Annotated in this window: 21 protein-coding genes; 8 read left to right on the forward strand and 13 right to left on the reverse strand. The window is 70.7% G+C overall.

All coding sequences use genetic code 11. The features are described from left to right. Nucleotides 1-17 precede the first annotated feature (17 nt). Nucleotides 18-707 (forward strand): metal-dependent transcriptional regulator, encoded by a 690-nt coding sequence (locus tag AB0N27_RS10270; RefSeq protein ID WP_364366406.1) that lies wholly within the window; start codon nt 18-20, stop codon nt 705-707. Nucleotides 708-718: 11 nt separating this feature from the next. Here AB0N27_RS10270 and AB0N27_RS10275 read toward each other — a convergent pair whose 3' ends face one another. Together AB0N27_RS10275 and AB0N27_RS10280 are read right to left on the reverse strand one after the other, a co-directional pair. Then, complete coding sequence (locus tag AB0N27_RS10275; RefSeq protein WP_364366409.1) at nt 719-1,267, reverse strand: hypothetical protein; 549 nt, start codon at nt 1,265-1,267, stop codon at nt 719-721. Between the two features lie 101 nt (nt 1,268-1,368). Beyond that, entirely contained in the window at nt 1,369-1,623 is a 255-nt protein-coding gene (locus tag AB0N27_RS10280) for a DUF5522 domain-containing protein (protein ID WP_364366412.1), read from the reverse strand. Between the two features lie 129 nt (nt 1,624-1,752). Here AB0N27_RS10280 and AB0N27_RS10285 point away from each other — a divergent pair, with 129 nt between their 5' ends. Continuing rightward, entirely contained in the window at nt 1,753-2,694 is a 942-nt protein-coding gene (locus AB0N27_RS10285) for a MerR family transcriptional regulator (RefSeq protein ID WP_364366415.1), read from the forward strand. Between the two features lie 26 nt (nt 2,695-2,720). Here the strand turns inward: AB0N27_RS10285 and AB0N27_RS10290 are convergent, their stop codons facing one another. Together AB0N27_RS10290 and AB0N27_RS10295 are read right to left on the reverse strand one after the other, a co-directional pair. Then, nucleotides 2,721-3,656, reverse strand: coding sequence for a DUF2332 domain-containing protein (locus tag AB0N27_RS10290; RefSeq protein ID WP_364366418.1), 936 nt, complete (start codon nt 3,654-3,656; stop codon nt 2,721-2,723). A gap of 52 nt (nt 3,657-3,708) precedes the next feature. After that, nucleotides 3,709-4,722, reverse strand: coding sequence for a YafY family protein (locus AB0N27_RS10295; protein WP_364366421.1), 1,014 nt, complete (start codon nt 4,720-4,722; stop codon nt 3,709-3,711). 62 nt (nt 4,723-4,784) lie between these two features. On the opposite strand from AB0N27_RS10295, the gene AB0N27_RS10300 reads away from it, so the two are divergent. The 3 genes from AB0N27_RS10300 (at nt 4,785) to AB0N27_RS10310 (ending at nt 7,344) form a co-directional block, all read left to right on the forward strand. After that, nucleotides 4,785-5,771 (forward strand): NADP-dependent oxidoreductase, encoded by a 987-nt coding sequence (locus AB0N27_RS10300; protein ID WP_364366424.1) that lies wholly within the window; start codon nt 4,785-4,787, stop codon nt 5,769-5,771. Further along, the gene (locus AB0N27_RS10305; RefSeq protein WP_364366427.1) at nt 5,768-6,856 is read left to right on the forward strand and encodes a winged helix DNA-binding domain-containing protein; all 1,089 of its coding nucleotides are present in this window, start codon (nt 5,768-5,770) and stop codon (nt 6,854-6,856) included. Before AB0N27_RS10300 ends, AB0N27_RS10305 begins: the two co-directional genes overlap by 4 nt. An 80-nt stretch (nt 6,857-6,936) precedes the next feature. Next, the gene (locus tag AB0N27_RS10310) at nt 6,937-7,344 is read left to right on the forward strand and encodes a nitroreductase family deazaflavin-dependent oxidoreductase (protein WP_364366430.1); all 408 of its coding nucleotides are present in this window, start codon (nt 6,937-6,939) and stop codon (nt 7,342-7,344) included. Between the two features lie 115 nt (nt 7,345-7,459). Here the strand turns inward: AB0N27_RS10310 and AB0N27_RS10315 are convergent, their stop codons facing one another. From AB0N27_RS10315 to AB0N27_RS10335, 5 genes are all read right to left on the reverse strand, one after another. Continuing rightward, nucleotides 7,460-8,425, reverse strand: coding sequence for a CU044_5270 family protein (locus AB0N27_RS10315; protein ID WP_364366433.1), 966 nt, complete (start codon nt 8,423-8,425; stop codon nt 7,460-7,462). A gap of 17 nt (nt 8,426-8,442) precedes the next feature. Continuing rightward, on the reverse strand, nt 8,443-9,012 hold the full coding sequence (locus AB0N27_RS10320) for a sigma-70 family RNA polymerase sigma factor (protein WP_364366436.1): 570 nt from the start codon (nt 9,010-9,012) through the stop codon (nt 8,443-8,445). A 187-nt stretch (nt 9,013-9,199) separates the two neighbouring features. Beyond that, nucleotides 9,200-9,379 carry a hypothetical protein gene (locus tag AB0N27_RS10325; RefSeq protein WP_364366439.1) on the reverse strand — a complete coding sequence of 60 codons (180 nt, stop codon included), beginning with the start codon at nt 9,377-9,379 and terminating at the stop codon, nt 9,200-9,202. Then, complete coding sequence (locus tag AB0N27_RS10330) at nt 9,376-9,594, reverse strand: hypothetical protein (RefSeq protein WP_364366442.1); 219 nt, start codon at nt 9,592-9,594, stop codon at nt 9,376-9,378. The genes AB0N27_RS10325 and AB0N27_RS10330 overlap by 4 nt, the downstream gene beginning before the upstream one ends. Then, entirely contained in the window at nt 9,591-9,770 is a 180-nt protein-coding gene (locus tag AB0N27_RS10335; protein WP_364366445.1) for a hypothetical protein, read from the reverse strand. Before AB0N27_RS10335 ends, AB0N27_RS10330 begins: the two co-directional genes overlap by 4 nt. 299 nt (nt 9,771-10,069) lie before the next feature. Between AB0N27_RS10335 and AB0N27_RS10340 the strand changes: the two genes are divergently transcribed. Then, entirely contained in the window at nt 10,070-10,279 is a 210-nt protein-coding gene (locus tag AB0N27_RS10340) for a DNA-binding protein (protein WP_357987253.1), read from the forward strand. Between the two features lie 10 nt (nt 10,280-10,289). Beyond that, entirely contained in the window at nt 10,290-10,517 is a 228-nt protein-coding gene (locus AB0N27_RS10345) for a hypothetical protein (RefSeq protein ID WP_364366448.1), read from the forward strand. 100 nt (nt 10,518-10,617) lie between these two features. On the opposite strand, the gene AB0N27_RS10350 is transcribed toward AB0N27_RS10345, so the two are convergent. Both AB0N27_RS10350 and nrdR read right to left on the reverse strand, forming a co-directional pair. Further along, nucleotides 10,618-13,524, reverse strand: coding sequence for a vitamin B12-dependent ribonucleotide reductase (locus AB0N27_RS10350; protein ID WP_364366451.1), 2,907 nt, complete (start codon nt 13,522-13,524; stop codon nt 10,618-10,620). Between the two features lie 34 nt (nt 13,525-13,558). Then, on the reverse strand, nt 13,559-14,059 hold the full coding sequence (gene nrdR / locus AB0N27_RS10355) for a transcriptional regulator NrdR (protein ID WP_139586161.1): 501 nt from the start codon (nt 14,057-14,059) through the stop codon (nt 13,559-13,561). Between the two features lie 539 nt (nt 14,060-14,598). Between nrdR and lexA the strand changes: the two genes are divergently transcribed. Next, nucleotides 14,599-15,384 carry a transcriptional repressor LexA gene (lexA, locus tag AB0N27_RS10360; RefSeq protein WP_357987272.1) on the forward strand — a complete coding sequence of 262 codons (786 nt, stop codon included), beginning with the start codon at nt 14,599-14,601 and terminating at the stop codon, nt 15,382-15,384. A gap of 64 nt (nt 15,385-15,448) precedes the next feature. Here the strand turns inward: lexA and AB0N27_RS10365 are convergent, their stop codons facing one another. Beyond that, on the reverse strand, nt 15,449-17,137 hold the full coding sequence (locus AB0N27_RS10365) for a hypothetical protein (protein WP_364366456.1): 1,689 nt from the start codon (nt 17,135-17,137) through the stop codon (nt 15,449-15,451). A gap of 50 nt (nt 17,138-17,187) precedes the next feature. Then, on the reverse strand, nt 17,188-18,642 hold the full coding sequence (gene hflX / locus AB0N27_RS10370) for a GTPase HflX (RefSeq protein ID WP_364366459.1): 1,455 nt from the start codon (nt 18,640-18,642) through the stop codon (nt 17,188-17,190). Nucleotides 18,643-18,731 lie beyond the last annotated feature (89 nt).

Below are 18,731 nucleotides of genomic sequence, written 5' to 3' on the forward strand. Positions count from 1 at the left end.
GGAGGGCCGCTGACCTTATGAAGTCTCACGACCTGGTCGACACGACCGAGATGTACCTGCGCACCATCCTCGAGTTGGAAGAGGAGGGGGTGCCGCCGCTACGTGCCCGCATCGCCGAGCGCCTGCGGCAGAGCGGCCCCACCGTGAGCCAGACGGTCGCCCGGATGGAACGCGACGGCCTGCTCACCGTCGAAGGTGACCGCCATCTCACGCTCACCGCGCTGGGTCGCGGCAGCGCCGTGTCGGTGATGCGCAAGCACCGCCTCGCCGAGTTGCTCCTGGTGAACGTCATCGGCATGCCCTACGAGGAGGCCCACGAGGAGGCCTGCCGCTGGGAGCACGTGATGAGCGACGCCGTGGAGAAGCGGGTGTACGACCTGCTCAACCGGCCGACCCGCTCCCCGTACGGCAACCCCATCCCAGGGCTGGAGGAGCTGGGCTCCCCCGAGGCGGAGCCCACCGAGGCCGTCGACGGTGAGCGCAACCTGGCGTTCCCCGGCCTGTCCGGGCCGGTCGTCGTCCGCCGGATCTGCGAGAGCGTGCAGACCGACGCCGACGTGCTGCGCCAGTTGCACGCCGCCGGTGTCGACCCGGGTGCCACGGTGACCGTGGCTCAGGAACGCGACGGGGTGTCGATCGACCGCTCCGGCGACCGGGTCCGGCTGCCCCGCGAGGTCGCCTCCCGGGTCTTCGTCGCCGCCAACTGACCGAGCGGGCATCACAACGCCCGGGTGTCGACCTTCTTGGCCAGCGTGACCAGACCACCTGTCAGCTTCTCGGCAGCCGCCCGCTCGCTGTCCCGGGTGCCCGTCCAGCTCAGCGAGGCCAACCGTCCGTCGCTGGCCAGCCAGCCCACCTCGGCCACCGGCCCGTGCCCGCCCGTCGCGGCGGTGGTCCGCCGGTACGCCTGCTGACCCAGCCCGGTGACCTTCGCCGCTCTGTCCGGCACCACGTCTGCGCCGAAGGTGGTCCTGTCGATAGTGGTCTCGGTCACGCTCAGCGTCAGCTCGGGCAACGTCGCCGCCTCGGAGCGCACCACGCAGGTGTGGGTGTCGTCGCGTTCGCTGGCCGCCGCCACGTCGAAGCGCACCTTCACCGCCTGCTCGATAAGCGTGAAGTCGAGCAGCCGGCAGGCACCGCCCGAGGAGGCCGCCGCCACGTCCACAGTGCTCGGCACGGGTGGCGGCACCGCCACCGGCTCGGCCTCGGCGGCGCAGCCGCTCACCAGCAGCCCGGCCAGCCCCGCGACCACGATCCGCCCGCGCACGCCCCACCCTCTCGCCGACCGACGGGCACAGGGGTGTCCGCCGCATCTCCGTCGGACACCGTACGGCGTGTCCGGGTCGGGCGAAAGCCCCCCGCTGACGCCTATTCCGACTGTGGATCGTCCACGTACGGGCAGTGTCGGCAGCCGCGTCCGCAGCAGGTGCCGCGTCCGGCCAGGAAGCCGGCGCTGAGCACGAACAGCCCGCTCGACGGGTCGAGGTAGCCGGCCTCACCGGCAGCCAGTGCGGCGGTGTGCGCGGCGATGATCCGGGCCCGGTCGGGGTGCTCCGGCGGCAGCCGGGACGGGTGCGGCTCGGTGAGCGGCCGGTCGGCCAGGGGTTTGCGCTCTCCGGTCACCGCAGCAGTCTAGGGACGGACGCTCATCGGTGCCCTGCCAGCACGGCCGCCACCTCGCCGCGGCCGGCCACTGCGGCGTCGACGAGGGCTGGTTGAGTCTCCAGCGGGGGGAGACAGCAGGGTGGGGGCATGAGCGGCGAGGAGCGTTACACGATCGGCGAGCTGGCCCGGCGTACCGGCCTGAGCGTCAAGACCCTCCGCTACTACGCCGATCAGGGCATCGTGCCGCCGACCGACCGGAGCCCGGCCGGTTACCGCCGCTTCGGCCCGGACGCGGTCGCCCGGCTGGAGCTGGTCCGGACGTTGCGCGACCTGGGGGTGGACCTCGCCAGTATCCGGCGGGTGGTGGACCGCGAGGTGCCGCTGCACGAGGTGGCCGCCGCGCACGCCGAGGCGCTGGCGGTGCAGATCCGGGTGCTCCGGCAGCGCCAGGCGGTGCTCGCCACGGTCAGCCGGCGCGGCGCCGGGCCGGAGGAGCTGGACCTGCTGCATCGGCTGGCCCGGCTCTCCGGCCAGGAGCGCCGCCGTCTGGTCGCGGACTTCCTCGACGCCGTCTTCGACGGCCTGGCCGCCACACCCGCGTACCCGGGGGTCATGCGGTCGCTGACCCCTGAGCTGCCCGACGAGCCCGACATCGAGCAGGTGCGGGCCTGGGTGGAGCTGGCCGAGCTGGCCCAGGACCCGGACTTCCGGGCCGGCATGCGGCGTCTGGTGCGCGGGTACGCCGCCGATCACGACGTCCCGGGGCTGCCCCGCCCGGACGCCGTCGCGGTGGTCCGCGACGGGGTGGCCTCCGCCCTGGCAGCCGGTCTCGATCCGACCGCGCCCGAAGCCGATCCGGTGGTGGCGGCCGTCACCGGCCGGTACGCGCACCTCACCGGACGCCCCGACGACGCCGACCTGCGCCAGCGGCTGCTGACTCGGCTGGACGCCGCGAACGACAGCCGCCGGGACCGGTACCTCGACCTGCTGTCCGTGATCAACGGCTGGTCGACAGGCGGCGGTGTGGCACCGGCCGTGGACTGGTTCAGCCGTGCGCTGCGCGCCCGGATGCCCTCGCCGGCCCGCTGAGATCGGATCGGATCGGCCGGGCGGCGTCAGCCGAACCAGGTCATCGCCTGGCCGTGCCCGCGCGCCCACGCCAGTGGTGTGCCGTCCCGCGCGACGACGTTGAACAGCCCTTCCCCCGGCGGGTCGGGCAACCCGTCGTGGGGCAGCACCTCCGGGGCCTCGATGGCGACCCAGTGCCCGGGCAGGCCACGGACCAGCCGGACGAACGCCTCCCGGCGCGCGGCCGGCACCTGGTACAGCACGGAGGTGTGGAACACCACGAGCGTCGCGTCGGCCGGCGCCCGCGCGGCAAGCGCCGGCAGATCGTCCACCAGGTCGCCGCGGACCAGCAGCGGCGGGTCGGCCGCGGCGACCGCCGCCGCCGCGCGCAGCCGGGCCCGCCGGTGCGCGTGCTCCGGCCAGATCAGGGCGTCCAACCAGGACACATCGTCGGGGTCGGTCACGTCGAGCGGGTTGAGGTCGAGGCCGGCCCGCCACACCACCTCGGGTACGCGCTCGGGCGGCGCGAACCCGTCGGCCGCGCACTCCAGCACCGGCTCTCCGGAGCCCACCCGATGCTCCCCGTACCGGTACGCGTACCGGTCGGGGTAGAGGCAGAGCCCGGCGGATGCCCCGACCTCCAGCAGCGCGAGGGGCTGCGGCAGCGCGGCAAGCACGGGCAGCAGGACCGCGCACCGGCCTGCCTCGTTCGTCTGGGTGGCCCGGGTCCGGATCTCCGCCTCGATGGCCTGCCAGTTCTCCACAGTGAAGTCGTGGAACGCGCCTGGATCCTCGACCGGGCCACCGAGCCACCGGACCACACCGAACAGCAGGTTCGGCTGCCGCTTGGCAGGCGGGAGCCCGTCGAGCAGCGCCAGCAGCTGGTCGTCGCGGGACACCGCCCGAGACAGCCGCTCGTACGCGGGCGAGATCCCGCGCACCTCGCGGTTGGCGAATCTGTCGTACGCCTCAGCCGTCGTCATGCCCTGATCGTCGCAGCCCTGCCCTGACGACAGGGCCCCCCTTCCCGCCGGTTCAGGGCGCGACATTGCGCACCGCGCCGGCCGCGCTGTCGGTCGGAGGTTGGTCCACGACGGCTGATCCTTGTGCGGCATGGAGGAATCGGCTCCCCCAGTCCCGGAGATGGTCGGTGAACTCCCGAGGGCTGAGCACCTCGAAGTCAGCGCCGATGTTGCCCAGTGCCTGGGTCGGCCAGTCCAGGCTTGTGGACACCATTGTGAGACGGCAGCGCCGGCCGTCGACGGCTTCGATAGTGCCCCACTGCCCGACGATCCGGCGGACGTGTTCGGCGGGTGCGTGCACCAGGGTCTGCACGCTGTACGCAGGGGGGACGCCTGTGGAGGCGCGCACGAACTGGGCGGCGTCCCCGGCGGGGAGGGGGCGTGGACGGAACCTCGCTCCGAGTCTGCGCGGGTCGGTCAGCCGATCGAGGCGGAAGCTGCGCCAGTCGTGTCGGGTCAGGTCGTACGCTGCCAGGTACCAGCGGCCGCCGAGTGCGACAAGGCGGTGTGGTTCGACGTCTCGTTCGGTGTCGGCGCCGCCGCGCGCTGTGTAACGGAATCGCAGCCGTTCCTCGTCCCGGCAGGCCTGGGCGATCACCGTGAGCACGTCGGCCGGCACGACCGGTCCCGCGGCCGTGGGAGAAACGGTCATCGCACGTAACGCGTTCACCCGGGCACGCAGACGCGGCGGGAGGACCTGCACCACTTTGGTCAACGCGCGCACCGCCGCGTCCTCGATCCCGGCGATGCCGCTCTGCGCGGCGTCACCCATGCCGACCGCCAGCGCGACGCCTTCCTCGTCATCGAGCAGCAGCGGAGGCAGGACCGCACCGGGTGCCAACTGGTATCCGCCGTCGGTGCCTCGGGAGGCGGACACCGGGTAGCCGAGTTCCCGCAGCCTGTCGACGTCGCGGCGCAGGGTGCGTTCCGAGATTCCCAGGCGGTCGGCCAGATCGGTGCCGGACCAGTGGCGGTGGGTCTGCAGCAACGCCAGCAGCCGCAGTGTTCGGGAACTGGGGTTGGCCATGGCGCGATCTTCGCAGCACTTCCGGCCAGGAAGTGACCGGAAGGAGGCATAGCGTCGTTCTCATGATCACTCGCGAGATTCAGCTGACCACTCAGATCGCCGGCGTACCCGGTCTGGAGCACTTCACAGTCGTCGACACCGAGATCGACGGCGAGGTCGTCGTCCGCACCGAGCACCTGGGGCTGGCCGCCACCTACCTCGAGCTGATGCGGACCGACTGCCAGCTGCCGATCCCGGCGTGGCAGCCGGGCCAGCGCATCGGCGTCATGGCCATCGGCACGGTGCTGCGCTCGACCAGCCCGGACCTACGAGAGGGCGACCTGGTCCAGTCGATGAGCGGCTGGAGTACGCACTCCGCCGGGCCGGCCGCCTCGTACGTCAGGCTGGACCGCGACGCGTACCCGGATCCGAGCTACCACCTCGCACAGGGACCGACCGCCTACCACGGCACGGCGGGCGTGGCCAAGGTCGGCGCTGGCGATGTCGTGTTCGTCTCCGGCGCGGCCGGCGGCGTCGGCTCCCTGGCGGCCCAGATCGCCCGCAACCTGGGCGCCTCGCTGGTCATCGGCAGTGCGGGCAGCCAGGCCAAGGCGGACTACCTCGTCCGCGACCTCGGTATTGACGCCGCGTTCGACTACCACCAGGACCCCGTCGCAGCCCTGAAGGAACTGGCACCCGAGGGAATCACCGTCTTCTTCGACACCGTCGGAGGCACGCTGTACGAGGCCGCGATCGAGGTGGCCGCGCCCGGTGCGCGGTTCGCGTTGTGCGGATCGCTGTCCACCCAACTGGGCGCGGCGCCCCAGCGATTCCCCGAGCCCGACCGGGCCGCCGCCGCAGCCAAGGGGATCCAACTGCTGCCCTTCTCCTGCCACCACACCCCCGAGCAGATCGCCACATGGCACGCCCACTTCCGGGCCTGGCTCGACCAGGACAGGTTCGTCTTCCCGCAGACGGTCGTCGAGGCCGGCATCGACGCTGTGCCCGATGCCTTCCTGTCTCTGTTGGGAGGCGCCTACCGTGGCAACGTCTCGGTGCGGCTGGCATGACACTGCTGTCGCGTCGCGCCCTCAACCGGGCACTGCTGCACCGTCAGTTCCTCCTGGAACGCACCGACCAGTCGCCGCTTGACGTGATCCGGCGTCTGGTCGCCATGCAGGCACAGGAACCGAACTGGCCCTACCTCGGGCTGTGGAGCCGGATCCGCGGGTTCTCGCACGCCGACCTGACCACCCTGCTGGCCGATGGGCAGGTCGTGCGCTCCAGCCTCCTGCGCAGCACCCAGCACCTCGCCACGGCCGACGATTTCCGTCGGCTGCGGCCGCTGCTGCAACCCGTCCTCGACCGCACCGCGAACTCGCCGTACTTCCGGCGCAACGGCGAACGGCTGCCCACCAGGGCGCTCATGGCCGACGGACACGCGCTGCTGGACGCCGGGCCGCTCGCCCGTAAGGAACTCGCCCACCGCCTCGCCGCCCGCCATCCGGGTCGCGACGGCCGGATCCTCGCCAGCGAGTTCGAACTCCGCACCCCGCTCATCCACGATCCCGCCACCGCGTCCTGGGGAGCCTGGGGCAACCGATCGTCCATCATCGTCACCGCCCTGCCGGCCGACGCTGTCGAACCCGTGGCGATCCAGAACCTGATCCGCCGCTACCTCGCCGCCTTCGGACCGGCCACAGTGGCCGACGTTCAGGCGTGGAGTGGACTGACCCGACTGAACGACGTCGTCGCGGACATGGGCACCGGACTACGCCGCTATCCCGGACCCGACGGCCGGACGCTGCTCGACCTGCCCGGCGCGCACCTCCCCGACCCGCACAGCCCGGCGCCCGTACGACTACTGCCCGTGTACGACAACGCCCTGCTGGGCCACGCCGACCGCACCCGCATCATCAGCGACGAGGACCGCAAGCAGGTGATGCCCGGCAGGGCCCTGGTACACAGCACAATCCTCGTCGACGGCTTCGTCCGTGGCACCTGGACCTTCACCGGGGACGACATTCGACTGGCCCCGTTCCGGCCTCTTGCCAAGGCCGAACAGCAAGCCGTCGACGACGAAGCGAACCGGATGCTGCCCTTCCTCAGGTACCGCGATCCTGAACGGCGCCCGTTGTCGCCGCCGGCCCGCTGATCCAACGTCACAGTGCCGGGTACCGGCCGGACTGCCAGAATCGTGATCAGTAAATCGGCGGGTGCAAGCGAAAGGACGTCATGAGCGACTGGAACGAGAAGATCATCGCTGAGTTTCGCGCCAACGGCGGGCAGGTGGGCGGCCAGTTCGCCGGCGCGCCACTGCTGCTGTTGCACACGGTCGGCGCCAAGAGCGGCCAGCCTCGGGTGAACCCGATGATGTACCAGGAGGTGGACGGCGGCTACGCCGTGTTCGCCTCCAAGGCCGGTGCGCCCACCAATCCCGACTGGTACCACAACCTGCTCGCCAATCCGCATGCTCAGGCGGAGATCGGTACGGACAAGGTCGACCTGGTCGCCCGGGTTGCCACGGGGGACGAGCGGGAACGGATCTGGAGCGCGCAGAAGGCCGCGTACCCGGGCTTCGCCGAGTACGAGCGCAAGACCACCCGGCAGATCCCCGTCGTCGTGCTGGAACGTACGCCCTAGGCGGAGCCGGCCCCGCACACTCGTCACGAGTCAGGGAGCACCTGGAACGACGCTGCCCCGACCTCCGAGCAGGAGGTCGGGGCAGCGCGCTGGGGCGTACGTCTCGCACCACTGCTCAGGGCAACTGGCCCGGCCGGTCGACGATTGCGGTCCGCAGGCGCGCGGCAGCCCAGAACAGCGACTCCTTGCCGTCGCGCACCACGGAGTCACGGTTGCCGAGGAAGACGTGGGTGTCCCGGTCGAAGACGAAGTCGACGTTCGCACCGGTGACGCCGGGCATCCGGATGGCCACCCCGCTTCGGCCGGCGGCGTCCGCCACGTTGCCGGAGATGACAGTCGCTCCGGGCTCGCGTGCCAACAGTTCGTACAGCGCCGCCAGTGCCAGGGGTGGCACGTAGTCGTCGAGCATCGACCGGGCAGTGGTGTACGGCATGCTCGCGTCCCCGTAAACGGCCGCCTCGTCGGCTGCTTCGGGAAGGTGCAGGTCGACCGGGTGTTCCCGGAGGTATCGAAGCAGCGCGTCCGGCTCGGTGGGCAGGTCGCCGTGGTACGCGGGCGGCGGGAACGCGTCGAGTTCCTTGTCGGGGTCGGCGGGATCGTCCATGCGGAGCACCCTCAGCTCGCCCCACCCGTTCGGGTCGCTCTCCGGCCGACTACGTGCCTGCGTGTATGCGACTCCCCCGGCCGACTGCCACAGTTGCGTACGCACGGTCCGGTAGGGGCCACTGCCCGGCGCCTCCCGCGAGGTCACCAGGATTTCCGTGAAGACGTACTGATCGGGTCGGGCGGTCAGCGCGGGCTGCTGCCGGGCGGCGTCGGCCGCCATCCGGAGGATCTCCGACGCGCTCGCCGTGGGCGGTGACTGATCGCCCAGCCTCATCGTCTGGACCGCCAACCCACCCGCGGTCAGTGCGACTGCCAGCCCGAACGCTCCGGCGAGGCGCCACCCGCGCAGGGACCGGACACGGCGTCCGACCGGACTGGCCACCGGCACCCCCTCGGCCCGCCGGGCGACGTGTGCCGTCAGATCGCTGAGGAGCTGCGCCTCGAAACCCTGCGGCGACTCTTCGGTCTTGTTCATGTGTCAGCTCCTTGTGATCAGGCGGGGGTGATGGCCGGGCGGGCGAGCGTGGCGCGGACGACACGACGGGCACGATGCAGACGCACCCGCGCGGCCACCGGCGACACGCCCAGCGCGGCCGCCGCCTCCGCGATGGTGAGACCGTCCACGGCGACGAGTTCGACGAGCGCGCGGGTGTCCTCGGGTAGCTCGCTCAACGCCCGGTGGGTACGGCGGGCCGCCGACTCGGCGTCGATCCGCTCCTCGATGCGGGCGATGTCGTCCGGGCCCAGGTCCCGTCGTCCCGCCAGGCGGCCGTTCACCCGCAGCCGTTGGGCCGCCCGACGCCGCTCGTCGCCGATGACGTTGCGGGCCACCCCGTACAGCCAGCCGATCTGGCTACCGCGGTCCTGCCGGTAGCCGGCCGCCGATTCGATCACCGCGAGGAACACGTCGGCGGTCAGGTCGGCGGCGAGGTGCGGGTCGTCGACCCGTCGCGCCACGAACCGGCCCACCGCCTCCACGTGTCGGCGGTAGAAGACCTCGAAGGCCAACGGATCAGCTCCGATGCCGGAGATGTCACCGTCCACTCGGTTGGGCTCATTCACGGGCCGTCCTCTCGTAGCCGTTACACCCCTTCTTCGTACGGCGGAGCACCGGCGTTACCGGACCGTCTGGCACGAGCACCGGCCGTCGCCCGAGCGTGGATGCGGCTGGTGGCCGCTGAACGATGGTGTGCGCCACTGCTACTTCCTGCCCACTGATTGAGCCCGCGCCGAGACGCGGTCCCGGCAGCTACTTCTCATCAAATCTGGTTGCCTTCCTCCGCCGGGACATCTCCTCCAGATGCTGACGCTGGTGTTGGCGCACCATCTCGTCCCAGACCTCCTGGTCGTAGTCCGGATCGGGCGGGATCCACCGGTGCGAGTTGTCGCTGTAGTGGAACCGCTCGTCTCCCCGCCGGATCAGGCTCACCGGACCCATCCCAGAAAGCGCCGGTGCAGCAGCCCGGCGGGCACCCAGGTCAGGTCCTCGGCAGCCCAGACCAGGTAGGACCCCATGTAGAGGCTCAACGACACGGGTGCGCCGTCGAACTCGGCACGCAGCTCGGTGCGCCGGGTCCGGCAGGGCCAAGGGGCGTCGCAGCCGCCGCAGGTCCACACCGGAAGGACCGGGCCGTGGGTGGTCACGGCAGACCATCCAAGAAACGCCGGGTGGTCACCCGGGCGTGCCAGCGGGCCGCCCATTCCGCCTGATAGCAGGGGTACGGGGACAGCCGCGCCCACCACCAGCGACAGCCCGCGCAGAGCCCGTCGACGCCGGGCAGGTGCACGGACAAGATTCGTCCGACCGGATCCTCGGTCACTCCTGCTCCTCCCCTGGCCAGTGGCCTCGCCGGATCGGGATGCGGTGACGGGCTCGGCACGGCAGGTCGGCCCCACATCGGCAGATCCACCGCCACCGTTGCCACGACCAGACCGGCCGATGCCGCCGAGCCAGAGTCATCGCCACCGCCAGCAGGTAGGCGTCGTACGGCACCCGCTTCGGCATCGACCCTCCCGGCGTCCGCTGCCGGGCGTGGTCGCTACGAGAACACTGCACACGGCTGGGTTGACGATTGGTAAGTGACGATAGTAAAGCACAAGTCGAGCTTACCTTCAGCCGGTGAAGCGACCGCGCTTGTACGGGCCTGGCGAGTTGGCCGCCCTGTTCAACGTGTCGCGGCAGCGGGTCCTACAGATCACCCGCCGACCCGGCTTCCCCGAGCCGGTGGCCCGCCTGATCGGGACGACGATCTGGGACGCCGACGAGGTCGACGAGTGGGCGCGACACAATCGCCCGCCACGTCCGACCGACGGCACCGAAGACCGCTGACTCGACGGCATTGCTCACCGGGAGCCCTGGTTCGCGTGACTGGTACGCCAACGTGCTCGCGCATCCCGAGTTCACGCTGCACGTGGCTGGCCTGGATCTCCAGGTGCGAGGGCGTCCCGTAACCGACGAGGACGAGCGGGCACTCGTGTTCGGCGAGATCGTCCCGACCTTGGACTGGGCCGGAATCTTGGAAAGCTGGATCGTCGGAAGCCCTCTATTGGAGATCGAATTCGGCTGACACCCGCTCGACTTCGCGGACATCCCGAATCGGAAAGAGCCGCAGAACAGCGCTGCCCCGACCTCCCATGAGGGAAGCCGGGGCAGCGCTGGGGCGTACGTCAGCTGCAGCCGCTTGTGGAGCCGCAGCCCTCGCAGACGTAGCAGCTACCGGCGGGGCGCATCTTCGTACCGCAGGTGAAGCAGAGCGGCGCGTCGGCGGCCTTGCCGATCACGGCCTCCAGCAGTTCGGTGCTGGAACCCACGTTCGGAGCCGGCTTGGCGGCGGCCACCTCGGCCATCTCCTGGGCAGGCTGAGCGACGGCCTCCGGCTTGGCCGGAGCCTCCACCGGCGCCGAGGACGCCATCGCGGTGAGCTCGGCTCCGGTGACGGCTGCGGCCTCCGCGTCGGCCTCGGCCCGCAACTGGGCAGCCCGCTCGCTGGCGGTGAAGATGCCCAGCTCGGCGCGGCGCTCGTAGGGCAGGAAGTCCAGTGCCAGGCGACGGAAGATGTAGTCCATCACCGAGGCCGCCATGCGCACGTCCGGGTCGTCGGTCATGCCGGCCGGCTCGAAGCGCATGTTCGTGAACTTGCTGACGAACGTCTCCAACGGCACGCCGTACTGCAGACCGATGCTGATGGCCACCGAGAAGGCGTCCATCACGCCGGCCAGGGTCGAGCCCTGCTTGGACATCTTGAGGAAGACCTCGCCGAGGCCGTCGTCCGGGTACGACGACGCGGTGAGGTAACCCTCGGCGCCACCGACGGAGAAGCTGACCGTCTCGGACGGGCGCTTCTTCGGCAGGCGCTTGCGCACCGGCCGGTACTCGATGACCTTCTCCACCGCGGCCGGCGCGGCCTCGGTGGTCTCGACGGCCGCCGGCGCGGTGGCCTTGTTGTTCTTGGCAACCGAGAGCGGCTGGCCGACCTTGCAGTTGTCCCGGTAGATCGCCAGCGCCTTGAGGCCGAGCTTCCAGCCCTCGAAGTAGATCTTCTCGACGTCCTCGACCGTGGCCGCCTCCGGCATGTTGACGGTCTTGGAGATGGCGCCGGACACGAACGGCTGGATCGCCGCCATCATCCGCACGTGGCCCATCGGGGCGATCGACCGCTCACCCATCGCGCAGTCGAAGACCGCGTAGTGCTCCGGCTTGAGGCCGGGGGCGTCCACCACGTGGCCGTTGTCGGCGATGTGCTCGACGATCGCCTCGACCTGCTCCTCGGGGTAGCCGAGGCTGCGCAGGGCACGCGGCACCGTCTGGTTGACGATCTGCATCGAGCCGCCACCGACGAGCTTCTTGAACTTGACGAGCGCCAGGTCCGGCTCCACGCCAGTCGTGTCGCAGTCCATCATGAAACCGATGGTGCCGGTCGGCGCGAGGACGCTGGCCTGCGAGTTCCGCCAGCCGTTCCGGTCGCCGATCTTGTTGCCCTGGGTCCACTGCTTCGTCGCCTCACGGACGATCGCCGTGGCCACCGGGCTGGTCGGCTTGATCTCGTCGTTCGCGGCGGCGTGCTTGCGCATGACCCGCTTGTGCGGCTCGGCGTTGCGGGCGTAGCCGTCGTACGGGCCGACGACGCCGGCCAGCTCTGCGGAGCGGCGGTACGCGGTGCCGGTCATCAGCGAGGTGATCGCCGCGGCGACCGAGCGGCCCTGCTCCGAGTCGTACGGCTGGCCGGTGGCCATCAGCAGGGCACCCAGGTTGGCGTACCCGATGCCGAGCTGCCGGTACGCGCGGGACGTCTCACCGATCTTCTCGGTCGGGAAGTCGGCGAAGCAGATCGAGATGTCCATCGCGGTGATGACGAACTCGACGGACTTGACGAACTTCTCCACCTCGAAGCCACCGTCGGCGCGGAGGAACTTCATCAGGTTGAGCGAGGCCAGGTTGCACGAGGAGTTGTCCAGGTGCAGGTACTCCGAGCACGGGTTCGACGCGGTGATCCGGCCGGTCTCCGGGCAGGTGTGCCAGTCGTTGATCGTGTCGTCGTACTGCAGGCCGGGGTCGGCGCACTCCCAGGCCGCCTGGGAGATGGTGCGGAACAGCTTCTTGGCGTCGACGGTGTCGATCGTCGAGCCGTCCAGGCGGCTGCGCAGGTCGAACCCGCCGCCGTTCTCCACAGCCGACATGAACTCGTCGGAGACCCGGACCGAGTTGTTGGCGTTCTGGTACTGCACGCTGACGATGTCCGAGCCGCCCAGGTCCATGTCGAACCCGGCGTCGCGCAGCGCGCGGATCTTGTCCTCCTCGCGCGCCTTCGTGACCACGAACTCCTCGATGTCCGGGTGGTCCACGTCGAGGATGACCATCTTGGCCGCGCGGCGGGTCGCGCCACCGGACTTGATGGTGCCTGCGGAGGCGTCCGCGCCGCGCATGAAGCTGACCGGGCCGGAGGCGGTGCCACCGGAGGAGAGCAGCTCCTTCGACGAGCGGATCCGCGACAGGTTGACGCCGGAGCCGGAGCCGCCCTTGAAGATCAGCCCCTCCTCCTTGTACCAGTCGAGGATCGAGTCCATCGAGTCGTCCACGGCCAGGATGAAGCAGGCGCTGACCTGCTGCGGCGACGGCGTGCCGACGTTGAACCAGACCGGCGAGTTGAAGCTGAACACCTGGTGCAGCAGCATCCAGGTCAGCTCGTGCGCGAAGACCTCGGCGTCGGCCGGGCTGGCGAAGTAGCCGTATTCCTCACCTGCGGTGCGGTAGGTGGTGACCACCCGGTCGATCAGCTGCCGGAGCGACCACTCCCGCTCCGGGGTCCCCACCGCGCCCCGGAAGTACTTGGTGGTCACGATGTTCGCCGCGTTGACGCTCCACGACTCCGGGAACTCCACGCCGCGCTGCTCGAAGTTGATCGAGCCGTCCCGCCAGTTCGTCATCACGACGTCGCGGCGCTCCCAGGCGACCTCGTCGTACGGGTGGACCCCCTCGGTCGTCCACACCCGCTCGATCTTCAGCCCCGCGCCTGTCTTGTTCCGTGAACGGCTCGTTGTCACGCCGTCGCCCCCCTCGTCTGCGCGGTGCCCCACCGCGCGTCCTGATCTCTCGAAAAACTGTGAAGACTCAGCTGGTACGGCCGGCGGCCTCGACCGCATCGGCCCGGCCCTGCTCCCGGGCGCGCGCCGCGTCCCGCAACGTCTCGATCTCGCGCTCGAAATCGGCGAGCGAGTCGAAGGAGCGGTACACGCTGGCGAACCGCAGGTAGGCGATCTCGTCCAGGTCGCGCAGTGGACCCAGGATCGCCAGGCCCACCTCGTGACTGGGGATCTCGGCGGCCCCCTTGGCCCGGACGGTCTCCTCCACGCGCTGCGCGAGCAGCGCGAGCGAGTCGTCGTCCACCGGCCGGCCCTGGCACGCCTTGCGCACCCCGCCGATGATCTTTGTGCGGCTGAACGGCTCGGTCACGCCGCTGCGCTTGACCACGGCGAGGACCGCCTCCTCGACGGTCGTGAACCGCTTGCCGCACTCCGGGCAGGAACGTCGCCGTCGGATGAGCTGGCCGTCGTCGGCCTCCCGCGAGTCGACCACCCGGGAGTCAGCGTGCCGGCAGTACGGACACCGCATCGCGCCCCTCCTAATCATGATCAACCACGTCGTACCGGACGCACCCGGGCACGACCCACCACGGTGGTGCCATGCGCTCATGGCCCCCACCGTGATCAACGTTACGGGAGTGCGGTCGGTAGTCGGACCCAACCTGTAGGCAACTTACGCCCGTGTCACTACTACATCTAGGGGTTGACCGTATGTCGCTTGGCAACCCGGGTCAAGTTGGCCGGCGTGTCCGGCGCGTCACGGACCATCCGGGCAATCGAGCCCCTCCCTCCGCCGAAAACCCAACGCCGACACCCCGCCCGGGTTACCGGCCGACCGGACCGAACCGACCCGGAAAACGGCCCGAAGATCGAACACGTGTACCAGCCGACGTACCATTTATCAGAACATCCGTACGACCGGCGTCGTTTTTCATGCCGACACGCCGGCGGGAGGTCGTACAGATGTTTGAAAATGACCGATCTCACCTATACGGTCAGGAACAACGTGGCACCACCGCACGCACCACGAGCCGACGAGGCACCCAGCGCCGACCAGGGAGGACGGACGTGACCGAGGACCGGGCCAGCCGGCCGAAGACGCCGCAGCACATCACCGAGGCAGGCCCCCCGGCCACCCGACGCCGCAGCGCCGCGCGCAGCCGGACGGGCCAGCCCGCCGTGCGCCAGGTAACCCCTGTGGTCAGCGCCTTCCCCGACCCGGCGACTGTCGACCTGACCGCCCGCCAGCGCCGCATCCTGGAGTTCATCCGCACCTGGGTGGAGCGGCACGGCTACCCGCCGAGCGTGCGCGAGATCGGCGAGGCGGTCGGCCTGGTGTCGCCGTCCAGCGTCGCCTACCAGCTCAAGGAGCTGGAGAAGAAGGGCTTCCTGCGCCGCGACCCCAACCGGCCGCGCGCGGTGGACGTCCGCGCCCCCAGCGAGGCCATCGACGACGAGCTGACCCGCGCGCAGCGGCCGACCCCGGCGTACGTGCCGATGCTCGGCCGGATCGCCGCCGGTGGGCCGATCCTCGCCGAGCAGGCCGTGGAGGACATCTTCCCGCTGCCCCGCGAGCTGGTGGGCGAGGGCGAGGTCTTCATGCTCCAGGTCAAGGGCGACTCGATGCTCGACGCGGCGATCTGCGACGGCGACTGGGTCGTCGTCCGCCAGCAGCCGACCGCCGACTCCGGCGAGATCGTGGCCGCGATGCTCGACGGCGAGGCGACGGTCAAGACCTACCGGCACCGCGACGGGCACGTCTGGCTGATGCCACAGAACCCTGCCTTCGACCCGATCCCCGGTGACGACGCCACCATCATGGGCCGGGTCGTGGCGGTGCTGCGCCGCATCTGAGAGCGGGCAACGGGTGGGTGCCCCCAGCGCTCACCCGCGCCCGCCTTCCGGCCTGGCCGTTGAGCTAGTAACGGTCGCCCCGGGGGCCGCGCCCCGGCTGCTGCCGGTACGGGTCGCCGGGCGCATCCTCATCGCGTCGCCGGCCGGGTCGCTGACCCCGGTAGTCGGGCTCCGGCCCACCACGCCGGGGCGGCTCAGCCCGGCCCCCGCCGGGCTGACCGGCACCGCCGTACACACCACCGCCGGGACGACCCCCACCGCCGGCCGGGGGTCGACCCCCGCCACCGCCCGCGGGCCGACCGCCGCCACCACCCGAGGGACGGCCACCGCCGCCCGCCGGGGGACGCGCGCCGCCGTAGACGCCACCACCGGCGCCGCCCGGCCGGGCTCCGCCGTAGCCGCCGTCAGGGGCCGCAGGACGGCCACCGCCGTACACCGCACCCGCAGCCGGGGCGGCGCCGCCACGACCCGCGCCACCGCGACCCGCGCCACCGCCCGCACCGTAGACCGCGCCCCCCGCAGCCTTGCCGCCACCGTAGACGCCTGCCGGACGGTCCCCGCCCGACTCGGTACGCCCACCACGCGGGCCACCGAGGGGCTCGCCGTCGGGATCCGAGCGGTCGGACGGCTCGGACGGCGGCCGGCGACGCGCCCGGACGATGCCGATGATGCCGGCACCGACCAGCAGCAGACCCAGCAGACCTACCGCGCCGACCAGGTAGGTGATGTCGTCGAAGCTCAGCCCGGAGGTCCATGACTTGGCGGCGGACGGTTTGGCGCCCCCCTCGGCTGCCAGCGGCACCGAGGTCGAGCTGGACGGGGCGTAGCTGAGGATGTCGATCGGGTCCTCGGGGCCCAACTGGCCGCCGTCGGAGACGGTGAGGAAGCTCTTGCCGTCCGGTGAGTAGCTGATCGCCTCTCCGAACGGGTCCGTCAGCGGCGTCACCCGAGGCTTCCCGGTGGTGAGCGCGGTGACGATGTCCCCACCTGTCACGTCGAACTCGAAGGCGTCCGCGTAGGTGCGCAGGACCACCCGGTTGCCGTCCGGGGACCGGGCCGCGCCGGTGATCGCCACCCGCCCGAACGTGTTGAGCGGGTTGTCCGTCTGCGTCTTGGGCAACGTGATGTCGCCGACCTTGCGCATCGGCACCGGTTCGGTGTCACCGGTCTTGAGCGCCGCCGACGGGGTGAAGATCTCCGCCTTGCCGCTTGTCACCTTGGTGATGATCAGCGGCTTGTTGTCGTTGCCGATGAGCAGCGCCTCGGCGTCGTGCGGCTTGCCCTCCGGGTACGAGAGTCGGTGCAGCACCGGCTGCTTGCCGCCGCTGACCGGCATCGACCAGAGCGCGACCCTCTTACGGCGTTCCTTCGAGGAGACGTTGTCGCCGATGTCGCCGATCCAGAGCGTCGCGCCGTTCGGGGAGAGCGCCAGGTCCTCGGTGTCGAACGGGCCCTGCCCCGAGTACCGGACCGGCTCCTTCGAGATCTTGCACTTGGTGTCGAGGAAGAAGACACGCTTGCGTGCCTCGTTCTCGGTGCCGTCGTTGATCACGATGAAGCCGCTCTTGGTGGCCACCAGGCCGGACAGCTCGCGCAACCGCTCGTCGGCGATCGTGCACTGCTTCTTGCCGGGCTTGGCGGCGGGCGGCTCGGACGCTCCAGGGGCGGGAGCCGCCGCGGCGACTCCGGCGAGCGCCACGGTTGCCCCGAACAGGCCTAGGGCAACCGTGACCGAGGAAACAACGCGGCGCATTCGGCCAGTGTCGCATGCCACGCGTTTCCTGTGGATGACGCCGTGGCCGCTCAGGCGCGGCTGCCGGCCGCCTGACCCTGCCGTTCCACGTCGAACTGCGCCAACTCGGCCGCGAGCTCGGCGCTGACCCGAACGTGCAGCAGAGTGCCCTCGGGCAGGTGCGCGGTGCTGAGCACCTCGCCCGTGCGGTGCACCCGGGACACCAGGTCACCGCGCTCGTACGGCAGGACCGCCCGGACCTCGACGGCCGGCTGCGGCAGCCGGTCCTCGATGGCGGCGCGCAGCCCATCGACGCCTCGGCCGGAGTGCGCCGAAACGAAGATCGCGTCCGGCCAGAGCCGCTTGAGTCGCAGCAGCGTGTCCTCGTCGGTGGCGTCGGTCTTGTTGACCACCAGCAGCTCGGGCAGCCGGTCCGCGCCCACCTCGGCGAGCACCTCGTGCACCGCCCGGACCTGCTCCTCCGGATCCGGGTGGGTGCCGTCGACGACGTGCACCACCAGGTCCGCCTCCGCGACCTCCTCCAGCGTCGAGCGGAACGCCTCGACGATCTGGTGCGGAAGGTGGCGGACGAAGCCGACCGTGTCGGAGAGCGTGTAGAGCCGCCCGTCCGAGGCGGTTGCCTTGCGGGTGGTCGGGTCCAATGTCGCGAAGAGCGCGTTCTCCACCAGCACGCCCGCGCCGGTCAACCGGTTGAGCAGGCTGGACTTGCCGGCGTTCGTGTAGCCGGCGATGGCCACGGCGGGCACCGAGTTGCGGGTGCGTCGGGCACGCTTGGTGACGCGTACCGTGCGCATGCTCTTGATCTCGCGACGCAGCCGGGAGATGCGGTGGCGGATCCGCCGCCGATCGGTCTCCAGCTTGGTCTCACCGGGACCACGCACACCCACGCCGCCGCCGGCGCCGCCACCCCGACCGGAACCACCCGTCTGGCGGGAGAGCGTCTCACCCCAACCGCGGAGCCGCGGCAGCAGGTATTCGAGTTGGGCCAGCTCGACCTGCGCCTTACCTTCCTTGCTCTTGGCGTGCTGGGCGAAGATGTCGAGGATCAGCGCCGTCCGGTCGACGACCTTGACCTTGGTGCGCTGCTCCAGGTTACGCAGCTGCGACGGGGACAACTCGCCGTCGCAGATGACCGTGTCGGCGCCCGTGGAGAGCACCACCGCGCCGAGGTCGTCGACCTTGCCACGGCCGATGTAGGTGGCCGGGTCGGGGCGCGTACGGCGCTGGATGAGCCCTTCGAGCACCTGCGAACCGGCGGTCTCGGCGAGCGCGGCCAGCTCGGTCAGGGAATTCTCCGCGTCGGTCACCGAACCCTCGGTCCAGACGCCCACCAGGACGACCCGCTCCAGCCGCAGCTGGCGGTATTCCACCTCGGTGACGTCGGTGAGCTCGGTCGACAGGCCTGGTACGCGTCGCAGGGACTGTCGCTCCGACAGCTCCATCTCGCCGGTGGTGACGTCGTCGAGCTCGTCCTCGACGGGGACAAAGCTCTCCTGGTCTCGCAAGCGGTTCTCCTGTCCGTTTTGATAAGTAGAACGTAATCCTGACATGAGACAACACCGAACGCACCTGCTATATGCCCATGCTGAAGGTC

It is taken from the genome of Micromonospora sp. NPDC093244 (assembly GCF_040683695.1).
Taxonomy (GTDB): Bacteria; Actinomycetota; Actinomycetes; order Mycobacteriales; family Micromonosporaceae; genus Micromonospora.

Bases quoted from the DNA above. Each gene is read 5' to 3' on its own strand.
- AB0N27_RS10365 (WP_364366456.1), bottom strand. From the start codon at position 17,137: ATGCGCCGCGTTGTTTCCTCGGTCACGGTTGCCCTAGGCCTGTTCGGG.
- nrdR (WP_139586161.1), bottom strand. From the start codon at position 14,059: ATGCGGTGTCCGTACTGCCGGCACGCTGACTCCCGGGTGGTCGACTCG.
- AB0N27_RS10305 (WP_364366427.1), top strand. From the start codon at position 5,768: ATGACACTGCTGTCGCGTCGCGCCCTCAACCGGGCACTGCTGCACCGT.
- AB0N27_RS10290 (WP_364366418.1), bottom strand. From the start codon at position 3,656: ATGACGACGGCTGAGGCGTACGACAGATTCGCCAACCGCGAGGTGCGC.
- AB0N27_RS10310 (WP_364366430.1), top strand. From the start codon at position 6,937: ATGAGCGACTGGAACGAGAAGATCATCGCTGAGTTTCGCGCCAACGGC.
- AB0N27_RS10270 (WP_364366406.1), top strand. From the start codon at position 18: ATGAAGTCTCACGACCTGGTCGACACGACCGAGATGTACCTGCGCACC.
- AB0N27_RS10300 (WP_364366424.1), top strand. From the start codon at position 4,785: ATGATCACTCGCGAGATTCAGCTGACCACTCAGATCGCCGGCGTACCC.
- AB0N27_RS10295 (WP_364366421.1), bottom strand. From the start codon at position 4,722: ATGGCCAACCCCAGTTCCCGAACACTGCGGCTGCTGGCGTTGCTGCAG.
- AB0N27_RS10315 (WP_364366433.1), bottom strand. From the start codon at position 8,425: ATGAACAAGACCGAAGAGTCGCCGCAGGGTTTCGAGGCGCAGCTCCTC.
- AB0N27_RS10285 (WP_364366415.1), top strand. From the start codon at position 1,753: ATGAGCGGCGAGGAGCGTTACACGATCGGCGAGCTGGCCCGGCGTACC.